This window comes from Paenibacillus sp. JJ-223 (assembly GCF_927798175.1).
GTDB classification, from domain to species: Bacteria; Bacillota; Bacilli; order Paenibacillales; family Paenibacillaceae; genus Paenibacillus; species Paenibacillus hubeiensis.
The window spans coordinates 70,554-85,091 of sequence record NZ_CAKMMP010000002.1; the positions used below are offsets into that span (position 1 = coordinate 70,554).

Below are 14,538 nucleotides of genomic sequence, written 5' to 3' on the forward strand. Positions count from 1 at the left end.
GAAACCATCGCATGAAAGGAATCATTAACTTTTCACTGAACAACAAATTTGCAATCTGGATTCTGACGATTATCGTTACCTTTGCAGGTTTGTACAGCGGGTTGACGATGAAACAGGAAACGATCCCGAACATCAACGTTCCGTTTCTGAGCATCACCGCCATCGATCCCGGAGGTGCTCCGGAGAGCATCGTGGAGGACGTCACCAAACCGCTCGAGCAAACGCTGAGGAATGTGGAGGGCATCAAAACGTTAACCTCGACGTCCATGGAAAACGCCGCTTCCATCATGCTGGAATTCGACTACGGCACGGACCTGGACAACGCGACCGCCGCCGTGCGGGAAGCATTGAACGATGTTCAGCTGCCGGATGGCGTGCAGAAGCCGACCATTTCCAAATTCAGCATCAACTCCTTCCCGGTCGTCTCGCTCAGCTTGTCCGACAAGGAAGGCGGGGATCTGGAACAGCTGACACGTTTGGCCGAATCCGATCTGAAGCCTGCGCTTGAGGACATTGACGGCGTAGCCCAAGTTCAGGTATCGGGCCAATACGTCAAAGAAGTCCAACTGAAATTCGACCAGGCCAAAATGAAAGAACTCGGCTTGACCGAAGATACCGTGAAAGGCATCGTGCAGGGCTCCTCGGTTCGCGTTCCGCTCGGATTGTTCGAACTGGACAAAGCCCAAAAATCCGTCGTGGTGGATGGCAACATCATCAGCCTTGACGACCTGAAAAACCTCGCCATTCCGGTCGTGCCAAGCGGTGCGGGTGCAGCCTCGGGCAGCGGTTCCGCAGCAGCCGCACAAGGCATGGACGCGCAGGCTGGCGCTGCTGCCGGACAAGGCGCCGCAGCCCAAAGCCAAAGCGCTGCACAAGGCGCTGCGGCGCAAGCCACGAACCCTGCGGCAAGTGCCCCTGGCATCCCGACCGTAAAATTGAGCGAGATTGCCAAGATTGAAGTCATTGGCCAAGCAGAGTCCATCTCCCGGACGGACGGCAAGGAATCCATCGGGATTTCCATCGTGAAGTCCAATGACGCCAATACCGTCGATGTGGTCAATGCGGTCAAAGACAAGGCGGAAGAACTGCAAAAGCAATTCAAAAACGCCGAATTGACCGTGTTGCTTGACCAAGGCAAACCGATTCAGGATTCCGTCAACACGATGCTCGGCAAAGCCGCCTTTGGCGCCCTGTTCGCGGTCCTGATCATTCTGATCTTCCTGCGCAACTTCCGTTCCACCCTGATTTCGGTCATCTCCATCCCGCTGTCCCTGCTCATCGCTTTGACGGCGCTGAACTTGATGGACATTACGCTGAATATGATGACGCTGGGTGCCATGACCGTTGCGATCGGCCGGGTCGTGGATGACTCGATCGTCGTTATCGAGAACATTTACCGCAGGCTGTCGCTGAAAGGCGAGAAACTGAAAGGCCGTGAACTGATTCGCGAAGCGACGCGCGAAATGTTCATCCCGATCATGTCGTCCACCATCGTTACGATCGCGGTATTCCTGCCGCTCGCCCTCGTAAGCGGTATGGTCGGCGAACTGTTCATGCCGTTTGCGCTGACCATGGTTTTTGCGCTTCTTGCATCCTTGCTCGTGGCGATCACCATCGTTCCGATGCTGGCACACTCCCTGTTCCGCAAAGGGCTGAAAAACACGCACAACCACGAAGAGAAACCGGGCAAAATGGCGGAAGGCTACAAACGCCTGCTGAACTGGACACTGTCCCACAAATGGATCACGTCCATTGTCGCCGTCCTGCTGCTGGTCGGAAGCCTCTTCCTTTATCCGTTCATCGGTGCAAGCTTCTTGCCGGAGCAGCAGGATAAATACGTAACCATTACGTATTCTCCGGAGACGGGTTCGCTGCGCGAAGACGTGGAGAAAGAAGCACTTGTTGCGGAGAAATGGCTCTTGAAACAACCAGGCATCGAAAAAATGCAATATTCCATTGGCGGAAGCAATCCGCTGAGCAGCATGGGCGGCGGAAGCTCCAACTCGGCCCTGTTCTACATCGAATACAACAAAGACACCAAAAACTTCTCGCAAGTGAAGGAAGACCTTGTCGAAGGTCTGAAAAAGGAAGTTTCCGTCGGCGAGTGGAACGAGCTGGACATGTCTGGCGGACTCGGCGGCAGCAGCCTGAGCGTTTCGATCTATGGCGACAATCTGGAACAGATCAAGCCGGTATCGGATGAAGTGCTCAAGCTGGTTGAAGCAGACACCGATTCTTTTGAAAAAGCCGAAACCACACTCTCCGATACGTATGGTCAATATACACTCGTTGCCGATCAGGAGAAACTGAGCTCGCTCGGACTGACTGCCGGCCAACTGGCCATGGCGCTCGCCCCGGCTCAGGAACGCCCGGTGCTGACCGAAGTGGACATCGAGAACAAAACGTATAAAGTTTACGTGGAGACCGATGCCAAACAATTCAAGAGCATCAAAGATATCGAAAATGAAACCGTAACTTCGCCTCTCGGCGTGCAAGTGCCGATCAAAGACGTGGCTGCGGTGGAAGAAGGCACTTCGCCGAACTCGATCATGCGCATCGACGGTAAAATGGTCGCGCAAGTGACGGCCAACATTCTGGCTTCCGACGTGCAAAAGGCTTCGCAAAACCTGCAAGCCGGTATCGATAAACTGGATCTGCCGGACGGCGTCGAAGTGAAATTCGGCGGTACGACCGAACAGATCAATGATACATTTACACAGCTCGGACTCGCCATGGTGGCAGCCATCGCCATCGTATACTTCGTGCTTGTCGTTACCTTCGGCGGCGGTTTGGCTCCATTCGCCATCCTGTTCTCGCTGCCGTTTACCGTGATCGGTATCATGGTAGGTCTGTTTGTATCCGGCGGAACGCTTGATGTCTCCGCCATGATGGGTGCGTTGATGCTCGTCGGCATCGTGGTCACCAACGCCATCGTTCTGATCGACCGCGTTATCCATAAGGAGAACGAAGGCCTGTCTACGCGTGAAGCCTTGCTGGAAGCAGGTGCAACCCGTCTGCGTCCGATCCTGATGACCGCCCTTGCCACGATTGGCGCATTGCTGCCGCTCGTAACCGGTCTTGAGGAAAGCGCAGGTATCATTTCGAAAGGGCTCGGCATTACCGTCATCGGCGGTCTCGTCAGCTCGACCCTGCTTACGCTCGTGATTGTGCCGATCGTGTACGAAATGCTCGCAAGATTCAGAAAGAAAAAAATCGTCGATTAAGCCGGTTAGTCCATGAACTGAAATTAAACGCATTCCATTAAACCATTCCATATCCACAATTTTTAAGCACCGATTGGATAAGATTCCAGTCGGTGTTTTTTCTGCACCTTACGCCTGCGGAGAAATGCTCCATAGCATGAACGCTATAGGACCATCCATCCTGTACTTTTCGAGCAAGTTAAGTCCCTTGTCCCACTTCTCGGAAAGCAATGTTCAAATACGTATATTTATTTGCATTTTTTGTATGATTATTCGGAAAATATGACATATACCCTCGTATTTTGCTGTATTTTTTTGTATAAAGGTTCTAATAGCATATAGATAAACCGCAAAAAAGATACACGTTAACGAAGAGGCAGAACCAATCTGGAGAAGCGAAGCGGTCGCTTAAAAGCTTTCTGAAAGAAAGCTGCTTCGGAAGCATAGGCTGATCACCGGATTTTCCCTTTGAAAAAGGGAAATTTGAAAAAATCTGGGGATAACAGCGATCGGAAGATGGTACTGCACTCGCAGTGCCTTGTGTGATTGTTTAGTGCGGTTTATATAGATACACACATATAAACCGTTTATCAACGCTTTCAAATCCAATTACCGGGGTGATCAGCATGTTTGGATGGCTGGGATGGAAAAAGGGATGGCCTTTGTGGCGTTCCTATCGGTTGAATGCTCACATTCAGGAGGACGTCGAACAAATCTTCGAAGGCATTGCCGAAACGAGGCGGCAGCTTCTCATGGACTGGGCGGAGGAACAATGGAATCATCTGGAGCGATTGTTCCATCAGCTCCAAGGGACCCATCTGCAGCATGTATCGGAAGACTCGCCTGCCCTTCACAAGCTTGAAGCATGGTTTAAAGCAAGTTATGTCCGCTCGGCAGACAGCACGGAACTCTTCATGCTGGATGCGCAGAATCAGGTTGTATTTTCTACATATCAGAAGCACGTTGGAGAAATTTATACCGAAACAAGCGACGGATTCGGGCCTGGATTGCAATACGCCAAATCGGATGGCACCCATGTCCGCAAATGTCTGTACGGCCCGTATTCCGATCGGCTGACATTGGAGATCGGCCCCCGCTCTTCCTCATTTCACGACAGCATCACAATCCTGTTCATTTGGCCCATCGTGCAGCAAGGGCGTTACGTTGGTTCCCTCTGCAGCAGGGTGCCGGGCGATGTCATCGGCGATCTGATCCAGCGGGAGTCGGGGCATGTCTACCCGGATTCCGGGGATAATTACATCTTTATGGCGAACTCCGTGCTCCGTCCGAACCTGCCGCCCGGAACTGCCCTGTCCCGCAGCCGCTTTGAAGACCGGACGTTTACCCATGGGGAAAACCTGAAAGATGGCGTAACCACCGATTGGGGCATCGTATCCGTGAAAGAACATACCGAGCTTGAATTGATGTTCACCGATCCATCGACGGGCGAGCTGCACCCGGGCGTGGCGAATACCATTCGCAACGGTTCGAACCTGTTCGCGGCCTTTCCGGGGTACTCGGACTACCGGCATATTCCCGTCATCGGCAAAGGCATTACCTTCCAGCTTCCGCATTGTCCGGACCTGTGGGGCATGATGTGCGAAGGTGATCTTGAGGAAGTGTACCGGGTTCGCAGCATCGGTTGGCGTCAATCCAACACGCACAGGCTGCATGCCGTTCTCTCCGGCTTCATCGGCTCCGTGCTCGTATATGCTCTTACTTCGAATGTGTGGGCAGCGCTCTCCATTGCGGCCTTCAACCTCGTTTTCGGGGTGTTCACTGCCCGCAGGCTGCAGCGTAAGCATTATCGCAGGGTCCATGAGGATCTGAGGCGCATCACCCGCTTTATCCGCATCAATGCCGAGGGCCGGGGAGATTTGACGCAGCGTTTGGACACGTCCGCTTTTGCGCAGGACGAATCGGGGGAACTCGCCAAATGGATCAACAACATGATCGACTCGCTGGAGGGCATCATGCTGAAGGTCCGTCTCGCTACCATCGACGTCATGGACAACCAGCTCCAGATGCGGTCGTCTACCGAAACGACGCAAGGCACGACCGAACGCGTAAACCGCAAGCTCGGCTCCATGATTCGCGGCATCCGCAAGCAGCTTGAGGACCTGGATCAGGCGAAGGCGGCCGCAGACCACATGCGCCTTACGCTGCAGCAGTTGGAGACCTCCGCCACTGAGCAAATTCTGGTTGCCCGTCAGGAGGTCGAACGCATCGGCGGCAAAATGTCCGAAATATCCGGTACCGTGTCCGATACCAATCGCACGATTTTGTCCTTCATGGAGACGATGCAGGAAATATACCAAGCGCTGGCCGTCATCGATGAAATCTCGGCCCAGACCAACCTGCTGGCGCTAAATGCTTCCATCGAAGCGGCCCACGTAGGTGAACACGGGCGCGGATTCGCCGTCGTTGCGGGAGAAATCCGCAAGCTGGCTGAGTTGTCCCGCACGTCTACGGAGAACATTCACCGCATCCTGGACAACATTTCCGCCGCAGCCGGAACGGCCTCCCATTCCATCCATGAAGGGGATCGGGTTCTGGCGGAAGGCTCGGCTCTCGTGCAGGAAGCTTCACGTCTATTGCACCAAGCCACGGCCGAAGAAACGCAGCGTACCCAGGTGGTGGATCAGGTCGTGACGCTGATGGAGAGCATTGCCGCCATCAGCCACAAAAACCGCTCCACCTCTGCCGAGGTGGAGACCGAAATGCAGGATCTCGTACTGGACATGCAGCAGGTACAGCATTCTTCGCATGACGTCGAAGCGATCACCGTCTTTTTGCAGCAGCTCGTCGGACAGTTCCAACTCACTCCATCCAAGAAGGATGCTGCCATCTGACGTGATATTGACGCGCTTTGGATAAATGGCTAAAATTTGATGCAACTGTTCCTAACTGAATAGATGCATCATTTTCAAATAGAAATAATCCAATCCGAGTCAATGAAAGGGTGGTCTGCATGGAAATGCTTCAGGACTCGTTTGGCAGGATACATGACTACATCCGTATTTCGGTTACGGACCGCTGCAATCTGCGCTGCGTGTACTGCATGCCTGCCGAAGGCATGGAGTTTGCGCCGCATGACCAGATCATGAGCTATGAAGAAATCGCCCAGGTGCTGAAGGTGCTCGCTCCGATGGGTATGCGCAAAGTGCGTCTGACCGGGGGAGAACCGCTTGTCCGCAAAGACCTGCATAAGCTGGTTGCCATGATCTCAGCGATCGAAGGCATTGAGGATATCGCGCTCACCACCAATGCGCTGCTTCTGGAGAAGCAGGCCCAGTCGCTCAAAGACGCCGGGCTGAACCGGATCAACATCAGCCTCGACTCCCTGCACGCGGACCGTTTTTCGATGATTACCCGGGGCGGGGACGTGAACAAGGTGCTGAAAGGCATCGAAGCCGCGACGGCAGTCGGTTTGGCTCCCATCAAGCTGAACGTGGTGCTGATGAAAGGCATCAATGATGACGAAATCAAGGATTTCATCGCCATGACGCTGGAACAGCCGCTGCATGTGCGGTTCATCGAATATATGCCGATCGGTCATGCCACCGAGGCGTGGCGCAAGTCATATCTGCCGCTGGAAACGGTGACGAATGTGTGCGCCGAAGCCGGCTGGGAAGTGGAAAACACGGCGGGTCCTGCCGGGAACGGTCCTTCGCGCAACATGAAGGTGGTTGGGTCAAAAGGAACCTTTGGACTGATTCACCCGGTGAGCGATCACTTTTGCGATAACTGCAACCGGCTCCGCCTCACGGCAGACGGTCATATCAAAGCATGTCTGTATTGGTCCGACGAATACAACGTCCGGCGTTACGTGGACGACCCGGACGCGATGGCCGCGCTCTTCCTCAAGGCATTGGGCAGCAAACCGAAGAACCATGAAATGGCGCTTGCCCTGGAGAAAAAAATGCAAAGCCATACGCCGACCGTACGGCGCATGTCCCAGATCGGCGGGTAACGATTGGTTGATCGTCCCCTGCTCCCGTCCATTGCCGCCATGAAACCATATCGACGACTGCATGAAAGCCGCCCGGAATTCCGGGCGGCTTTCATATCGTGGATTTGGCAAGGAGATTATGCTCCACTTGCCCATCGATCCGCTATATAATAGTAAAATCCGGAGCAGAATTCAGCCGCAGCATCTTTTTAGCGTCATTCTGTCTTCTGGCGAGGCCTACTTGCATCATTTGTATACATCACTCATGTATAGGAGCTGAATAGATTGAATATCATTGATGCCCTTGTTGCCGCAAGCCCTTATTTCAAAATCATGCTAAGGGAACACAACCTCATGATCGCCGTCACAGACATGGAGAAATTCAGATATTACGTGCCCAGCGAAGACCTCGACCTCGGAATCAAGGCAGGCGATGCGATCTCGCTGGATGACCCTACGCTGCGGCGAGCGCTTGTGGACGGCGAAACGTCGGCCAACCGCATTGCCGAGCATTTTTACGGAACCGCCATCAATTCTGCCGCAACACCGATTCGTGATGAGGGAGGGCATATCGTCGGTGCGCTCGCGATCGGCTTTTCGCTGCGGAACGAACAAAAACTGGAGCAATTCACCGAATTGATCAGCAGCATTGGCGGGCAATTGACCGACATGGTGCAGACCGTGGCTGCCCATTCCGAAGAGCTGACCGCTTCTTCGACTCAAATTCTGGACAACTCCCGGCAGGCCGTCCAGAATTCGGCCGAAATTAACAAAGTTGCTTCTTTCATTCGCGAAATTTCCGAGCAGACGAACCTCCTTGGCCTAAATGCAGCCATCGAGGCTGCGCGGGCAGGCGAAGCCGGTGCCGGCTTCGGCGTGGTCGCTTCCGAAGTCCGCAAGCTCTCGAGCGGAACCAAAGAGGCCACCGTGAACATTGAACGTTCCCTGAAACAAGTGCAGGATTCCATTCGCCAGATGGAATCGGAGATTACCTCCATCACCCAGTCCAGCAATCAACAGGCTGAACTGGTGACGGAGTTCAGCAATGTCATCGAACATCTGAACAGCGTCAGCCAAGAGCTGAAAACGTTCATAGAGTCCATGCTGCTTCGAGCCGACTGACGGATTATGCGGAGGAAAGCCTGCGCGCAATGCGGCATATCTTATGAGGCTTATTTCTCCCCCAAAGAGCATTCATTTCTGAGCATTCTGCATCAATGACTTCCTTGAAATCCAGAAAGCTTCCTGCGATCAATGGCAGGAAGCTTTTTCAGTTCATGCAGGTTGTGAGGACCCTATCCCAGTCGTGGGACCTTTAACAAGAACGTGTTTCAAACCGCCATCCATTTCCAAAGCATCATGATCCCCATGGCAAACATCACTGCCGCCGACAAACGGTTGAACCACCATCCGACCCAGCCGGAACGATCGCTTCCGCCAACCCACCTGCCCGCGCCTGCCAATCCGAAGAACCAGATCCACGAAACTGCTGCGGCCACGATCGCGAACAGCAGGCGTTCTTTGCCATCGTACTGCAACGAGCTTGTCCCGATTACTGCTACCGTATCCAGCAATGCGTGCGGATTGAGCAAAGATACCGAAGCAGCAAATAGGATTTGCCTTCCCGGCGCAATGAGCTTCGGTGCTGCATTGGATGCCCCGGTCGATCGCCAGACGCTCCATGCCATATATAACAGGAACAAGCCGCCGCAGGCATACAATACGCCTGCCAATAACGGCCACTGCAGCAGGACAAGCGAAATGCCCCCGACCGCGGCTCCGATCAGCAATGTATCGCAGAGACCCGCCGTAATCACGGCTGGCAGTGCCCGAATCAGGTTGGGCTGCATCATGCCCTGGTTGAAAACAAATACGTTCTGCACGCCAAGCGGCAAAATCAGACCAAACGCCAGCATGGCGGCATGCATAATGACCTCCATTTATGCATCCTCCTTTTGTGCTCTACTGTCATGGTAGCGGAGAGGATGCAATATGTATCCAGCCAATTGGATGGCATCGCAGCCAACCAAATGGTATAGTTACTGCATATTGAGCCACGCTCAGGAAGCGCCCGAGTATTGACGATGAGTGCCGAGTTTAGACATTAGTTTCTCAAATATCAAGTTGCGCTTCACGCTGACCAGCCGTGCGGCCATTCCCCACAACCCGCTTGTTTTCCCATTCCGTTTACTGGAGGTGATGACCGGCATGAAACATGCCGACAATGGCCAAACAGCTGCAGGCTGGAAGCCCAACCCCGCATCCCCCTTGCCGCTGTACCGTCAGATCGAGCTCCATATCCGCGATAAAATCATGGCAGGCGAGTGGACGGCCGGTTACCGTCTGCCTGCGCAGCGCGCCATGGCGGAGGCCATGGGGGTCAATCGCAGCACCTTGATCACCGCGCTGGACAATCTCGCTGCCGCAGGCATGATTGAAGGACGTCATGGCGGGGGCACGTATGTCTGCGGAGCTGGCTGGCATGCGATCGCCCATGAGGCAGCAGCCTTTCCGAATTGGAACGAAGCCGTCGAGGAAGGATCGCATTACCCCAACCTGCCTGAGGTCCAGCATATTAACGAGGCGGAATTCCAGCCAGGCATCATCCGGCTGGGAACGGGCGAGCTTGCTCCCGAGCTGATGCCGCATGATGCCTTTCAGGCCATTTTGCGCTCCTTGCCAGAACGAAGCCGCACCCTGAACTACATGGAACCGCAGGGCAGCATGGAGCTGCGCACCGCCATATCGGCCCATTTGCAGGCACATGGCGTGCAAGCTTCTCCGGCATCCATCCTGATCGTGTCCGGCTCGATTCAGGCCTTGCACCTCATATCGGTTGGTTTGCTTCCGCGCGGATCGGCGGTGATGCTGGAGCGTCCGTCCTATCTGTATTCGATCCATGCTTTTCAGTCCGCCGGGCTGAAATTGAACGGCATCGCCATGGATGGCGAAGGACCGCTGCTCCCTGCTCTGGCAGAAGCTGCCCGGCGCGGAGGGGTCGGCAAAAGCAACATCTCGCTGCTCTATACGATCCCGAGCTTCCACAACCCCACCGGCGCGCTGATGAGCGAAGAGCGCCGCCAAGAGCTGCTGGCCGCAGCCCACGCCTCCGGCATCGCCATCCTGGAGGATGCCGCTTACGCGGATCTGTGGCTGGAGGCCCCGCCGCCGCCATCGCTCAAGGCGCGCGACCGGGACGGCAGGGTGCTCTACATGGGCACCCTGTCCAAAGCCGTCAGCCCCGGACTGCGTCTGGGCTGGCTGGTCGGGCCCGAGCAGGTCATACGCCGGCTCGCCGACATCAAAATGCAAACCGACTACGGAACCAGCTCCCTTGCTCAGGAAGCTGCCGCACTCTGGTTTGCCGAAGGGCATCACGAGCAGCATCTGGAACGCCTGCGCCCCGAGCTGCGCAGGCGGCGGGACTACATGCTGGAGCTGCTCGAACGGCATTTCCGCGGCCTGGCCGAATGGAACAGGCCTGCCGGCGGCTTCTACGTCTGGCTCCGGTTTACGGCCGGCCAGCCTTCGATCCGCAAACTGTTCCACGCCTGCCTGGAACAGGGCGTGTTAATCCATCCCGGCTACCTGTACGACCGCCTGGATGCCGAACATTTGCGGCTGTCCTATGCTTACGCATCGCCGGAGGAAATGGAACGCGGCCTGCGTATCCTTGCCCAGACGGCAAAGCGCATGCTGGATTAAATTCCGCATGTAACGCCCCCTTGCACAGCACACTCACAAGCACTCACGCAGTTTTGACCGCGTCACTAACGAATCCTACGCACGTTATGTGCTGAACATCAGCCGCGTTATTCGAGGCAAAACGAGCGCAGCAGTCCTATTTTCCCCGATATAAAGACGCTGATGTTCGTTAGCATTCAAATCGGGCCAAAAAGTACCCCATAGCGTGTCTCAGGTTCGTTACAGCTCGGACAAGATCAAATCACGAATAAAAGGGCATTCCCCGTCATGGTTATGACGCCCGGAATGCCCTTATGATTTGCTCCATTTGCTCCAAACGAAAGATTGGCGACCTCACAGATTGCTTCACGGATCGCTTCGTCACCCACTTTATCGCTCACTCCATCCCCGCTTTGAGCTACCTTGCAGTTCGAAAGTTCCCATCCCATCCAATCCAATCCAACCAAATCAGCCTTTTACCGCTCCCTCCGCGATTCCCTCCATGATGAATTTCTGGAAAAACGCATAGATCAGGACGACCGGAACGGCGGTCAGCACGAGGGACGACAGGATCAGCGGCCATTCCTTGTTGTACTCGCCAAACAGCATATTCGTTGACAGAATCAACGTATAGCGGTTAACGTCCGTCAGCATGAGCAGCGGCAGCAGAAAGTCGTTCCAGATCCACAGGAAGTCCAGAATCGCAATCGTTACCGTAATCGGCAGCAGCAGCGGGAAAATGATGCGGAAGAACGTCTGGAATTCATTACAGCCGTCCATCTGTGCCGATTCTTCCAGCTCGCGCGGAATGGACTTCACAAACCCGTGATAGAGGAAGATGGCCATGTTGACGCCAAGTCCGACATAAATGAGGGCCAGCCCGTAGGTGCTTCCTTGTACCGCAAGCCCTTTCGCCACTCGCGTCAGCGGAATCATGATCGAGTGGAACGGCACCAGCATCGATGCCACGAACAGGAAAAAGATCAGGTTGCTTAGCCGTCCGGCTGTACGCGACAATTTATATCCGGCCAGGGAAGCGCAGAATACGATACCGCCGATGCCGAGGAACGAGACGATTGCCGAGTTCATCGAACTGCGCAGCAGGTTGATTTTGTTGAACGCATCCGTATAGTTTTCCCAGTGCAGCGTCGTTGGCAGCGCGATGAATGATTGAAACATTTCTCCCTGCGTTTTGAACGAATTGACGACGGCCATATAGATCGGCAGCATGGCGAAGAGAGCACCTGCGATGAGCAGCAAGCGGATCAGGTAGCTGTTGACTTTTTGCATCCTCATGCTTCCACCTCTTTCTTCTTCATGACCGTAATCTGAATGAGCGTAAAGATCAGCACGATAACGAACAGCACGACCGACTTGGCGCTGGCGTATCCATAACGAAAATTGTTCGAGAACGCTTCTTCATAGATGTTCATCGTGATCACCTGCGTAGCCCGTCCCGGTCCTCCACCTGTCAGACCATACACAACTTCAAATACCTTGAACGCGCCGTTCAGCGTAAGAAAGAAACAGATCGTGATCGCATGGGTAATCATCGGCATGACCACGTTGCGCAGCACTTGAAACGCGTTCGCTCCGTCAATGACGGCGGCCTCCTTCAAACTTTTCGGTACGCCCTGCAAGGCCGCCAGGTAAATGATCATCATGTACCCCACGCCATTCCAGAGCGATACGGTCAGAATCGAGTAGAACGAAAACTGGGGATCCCCCAGCCACTGTTGGTCAAGGAACGTTATCGCCAGCTTTTCGGCCAGCTGCGGCAGCACTTGGGAAAAGATGAACGTCCACATGAAGGCGCTGATAATTGTACTGATCATGTTCGGCATGAAGAACAGCGTCCGGAACAATCCTTTGCTGCGCGTACGCGTCTCGATGAACACGGCGAGCAGCAGTGCAATTCCGTTTTGCAGAATCAGCATAAATACGACGTACTTCATCGTGAACCACAGCGAATTCAGGAAATCGGGATCTTCCTTGAACAGCTCCACGAAGTTGCCCAAACCGATGAAGCTGTAGTCCTTATTTAGCCCGTTCCAGTCCGTCAAGCTGTAGAACATGCCGCCGAATGTCGGAATGAGCAGAAATATGGCATAAATGATAAAGGCCGGTGCCGTAAACGCCAGCAAGGATAAATACTTTTTGAAAACATTCGTAGCCATAGGCCGGGTCCTCCCCCTATTTGCGATGAGCATATAAGCAGAAACGGGGGATGGAAGGCGATGTCTGCCACCCCATTTCTTCAGCTTAGCGACTGTGATGAATAAATGGCCGCTAATGGGTTGACAAAGCTCCAACTGCTGTGGAGCTTTGTCAACAAAAGCGCGTACTCATTGATTCACAGTTTCCTACTTGTTGACTTTGTTGTACGATTTCCACGCCTTGTCGAGCGCATCGATCACCTGTTGTTGGTTCAACTGTCCGGAGTAGTAGCCCTGCAGCGCCTTGCCTGACTCATCCTTCACTGCCTGCGGTACCGACGGATCCTGATAGGCTTTGCCTTCATTGACGTATTTCATGGCATCGTCCACCCAAGGGAAACTTTCAAAGTTGTGGACTTTCGCTACCGGATTGAATTTGAGCGCTTCATAGAACGCACTGGAGTCTTTGTCGTCGAGAATGTAGTTCACGAAATCGAGCGCCACTTCCTTGTTTTTGCTGCTGGAAGAAACGGCGAGCGACGTGGACGTGCTCAGATTGATTTTGGTATCGTCCGGATTGTCGTTGATCGGCATCGGCGCAACGCCGAAATGGATGTCCGGGTTAGACTTCAGAATGGTCTCCGCATACCACGGACCCTGTACCCACATCGCCGCTTTGCCTGTTGCAAATGCAGCCGCTCCGTCGTCCGCGCCGACTTCCAGCGCCTTCTCCGTGCCGTTTGCCGTCACCAGGTCAAAGGCATCAAACATCGCTTTCATGTCGGAAAACGAACCCTGATCCTGATTCATTTTGTCCAGGAAATCCTTGTGCTCGGATTGGGTGAGCGCGCCTACCGTCAGCGGCAGGAAGAGCTGTGGTACCCAAGCTTCCTTGTAGGCCAGCTCGAACGGCGTAATGCCGGCTGCTTTCAGCTTGTCGACGACCGCCTTCATTTCAGTCAGCGTTGCTGGCGGTTCAAGCCCTTGTTCCTTGAAGATATCCTTGTTGTAGAGGTATCCCCATGACAGCGTTTCCAAAGGAACGGCAACGATTTTACCATTGGCATCTGTCACGGAAGGTTTCACCGAATCAAGCAATTTGTCGACGAATGGCTGATCTGACAGGTCTTCCAGATAACCTGCCTTGCTGAACGGCGGAATTTCGTTGACCGCGTGCACCGCGAATACGTCAGGCGCGTCGTTCGAGGCCAAGCGTGTCTTCAGAATCTGCGCAGCATTGTCCGCCGGCGGCATCTCCAGCTGCACGTTTACTTCAATGTTTTTCTCCGCCTTCTCCTTGGCCTTGAACTGTTCTATATATTTATCGTAATGTTCCTTCAGCCGAGGTTGCGCAACGAATATTTTCAAATTGACCGTACTGCCGGATGCAGAGCCTCCCTGCGATTCGTCCGTTCCCGTACTCTGACCGCACCCTGCGAGCAGTACGCTGACCAGTACCGCACTTGCGACGCTTTTCCATACCTTCATCTCTCATGACCTCCCGGTGTGACTGGTTTGTCTTGCATAAGCCCATTATATGCTT

At 54.2% G+C, this 14,538-nt stretch carries 10 protein-coding genes; 5 read left to right on the forward strand and 5 right to left on the reverse strand.

The features are described 5' to 3' along the window. Positions 1 to 11: 11 nt before the first annotated feature. The 4 genes from L6H98_RS03975 to L6H98_RS03990 all read left to right on the forward strand — a co-directional run bounded on the left by L6H98_RS03975 (position 12) and on the right by L6H98_RS03990 (position 8,277). Positions 12 to 3,224 (forward strand): efflux RND transporter permease subunit, encoded by a 3,213-nt coding sequence (locus L6H98_RS03975; RefSeq protein ID WP_236413070.1) that lies wholly within the window; start codon positions 12 to 14, stop codon positions 3,222 to 3,224. Between the two features lie 605 nt (positions 3,225 to 3,829). Beyond that, the gene (locus L6H98_RS03980) at positions 3,830 to 6,055 is read left to right on the forward strand and encodes a methyl-accepting chemotaxis protein (protein WP_236413072.1); all 2,226 of its coding nucleotides are present in this window, start codon (positions 3,830 to 3,832) and stop codon (positions 6,053 to 6,055) included. Between the two features lie 119 nt (positions 6,056 to 6,174). Continuing rightward, on the forward strand, positions 6,175 to 7,176 hold the full coding sequence (gene moaA, locus L6H98_RS03985; protein WP_236413074.1) for a GTP 3',8-cyclase MoaA: 1,002 nt from the start codon (positions 6,175 to 6,177) through the stop codon (positions 7,174 to 7,176). Between the two features lie 264 nt (positions 7,177 to 7,440). Next, entirely contained in the window at positions 7,441 to 8,277 is an 837-nt protein-coding gene (locus tag L6H98_RS03990; RefSeq protein WP_236413076.1) for a methyl-accepting chemotaxis protein, read from the forward strand. A 209-nt stretch (positions 8,278 to 8,486) separates the two neighbouring features. On the opposite strand, the gene L6H98_RS03995 is transcribed toward L6H98_RS03990, so the two are convergent. Continuing rightward, complete coding sequence (locus L6H98_RS03995; RefSeq protein WP_236413078.1) at positions 8,487 to 9,095, reverse strand: LysE family transporter; 609 nt, start codon at positions 9,093 to 9,095, stop codon at positions 8,487 to 8,489. A gap of 268 nt (positions 9,096 to 9,363) precedes the next feature. Here L6H98_RS03995 and L6H98_RS04000 point away from each other — a divergent pair, with 268 nt between their 5' ends. Further along, positions 9,364 to 10,860, forward strand: coding sequence for a PLP-dependent aminotransferase family protein (locus L6H98_RS04000; RefSeq protein ID WP_236413080.1), 1,497 nt, complete (start codon positions 9,364 to 9,366; stop codon positions 10,858 to 10,860). A gap of 236 nt (positions 10,861 to 11,096) precedes the next feature. On the opposite strand, the gene L6H98_RS04005 is transcribed toward L6H98_RS04000, so the two are convergent. The 4 genes from L6H98_RS04005 to L6H98_RS04020 all read right to left on the reverse strand — a co-directional run bounded on the left by L6H98_RS04005 (position 11,097) and on the right by L6H98_RS04020 (position 14,483). Continuing rightward, positions 11,097 to 11,288: a hypothetical protein gene (locus L6H98_RS04005; RefSeq protein WP_236413082.1), complete on the reverse strand. Its 192-nt coding sequence runs from the start codon at positions 11,286 to 11,288 to the stop codon at positions 11,097 to 11,099. A gap of 19 nt (positions 11,289 to 11,307) precedes the next feature. Further along, positions 11,308 to 12,135 (reverse strand): carbohydrate ABC transporter permease, encoded by an 828-nt coding sequence (locus L6H98_RS04010; RefSeq protein WP_236413084.1) that lies wholly within the window; start codon positions 12,133 to 12,135, stop codon positions 11,308 to 11,310. Next, complete coding sequence (locus L6H98_RS04015; protein ID WP_236413086.1) at positions 12,132 to 13,016, reverse strand: sugar ABC transporter permease; 885 nt, start codon at positions 13,014 to 13,016, stop codon at positions 12,132 to 12,134. The genes L6H98_RS04010 and L6H98_RS04015 overlap by 4 nt, the downstream gene beginning before the upstream one ends. 186 nt (positions 13,017 to 13,202) lie before the next feature. Then, positions 13,203 to 14,483, reverse strand: coding sequence for an extracellular solute-binding protein (locus tag L6H98_RS04020; protein WP_236413088.1), 1,281 nt, complete (start codon positions 14,481 to 14,483; stop codon positions 13,203 to 13,205). Positions 14,484 to 14,538: the final 55 nt, after the last annotated feature.

Excerpts from the sequence above, each read along its gene's own strand:
- L6H98_RS03975 (WP_236413070.1), top strand. The coding sequence starts at position 12 with ATGAAAGGAATCATTAACTTTTCACTGAACAACAAATTTGCAATCTGG.
- L6H98_RS03980 (WP_236413072.1), top strand. The coding sequence starts at position 3,830 with ATGTTTGGATGGCTGGGATGGAAAAAGGGATGGCCTTTGTGGCGTTCC.
- moaA (WP_236413074.1), top strand. The coding sequence starts at position 6,175 with ATGGAAATGCTTCAGGACTCGTTTGGCAGGATACATGACTACATCCGT.
- L6H98_RS03995 (WP_236413078.1), bottom strand. The coding sequence starts at position 9,095 with ATGGAGGTCATTATGCATGCCGCCATGCTGGCGTTTGGTCTGATTTTG.
- L6H98_RS04000 (WP_236413080.1), top strand. The coding sequence starts at position 9,364 with ATGAAACATGCCGACAATGGCCAAACAGCTGCAGGCTGGAAGCCCAAC.
- L6H98_RS04005 (WP_236413082.1), bottom strand. The coding sequence starts at position 11,288 with ATGGGATGGGAACTTTCGAACTGCAAGGTAGCTCAAAGCGGGGATGGA.
- L6H98_RS04010 (WP_236413084.1), bottom strand. The coding sequence starts at position 12,135 with ATGAGGATGCAAAAAGTCAACAGCTACCTGATCCGCTTGCTGCTCATC.
- L6H98_RS04015 (WP_236413086.1), bottom strand. The coding sequence starts at position 13,016 with ATGGCTACGAATGTTTTCAAAAAGTATTTATCCTTGCTGGCGTTTACG.
- L6H98_RS04020 (WP_236413088.1), bottom strand. The coding sequence starts at position 14,483 with ATGAAGGTATGGAAAAGCGTCGCAAGTGCGGTACTGGTCAGCGTACTG.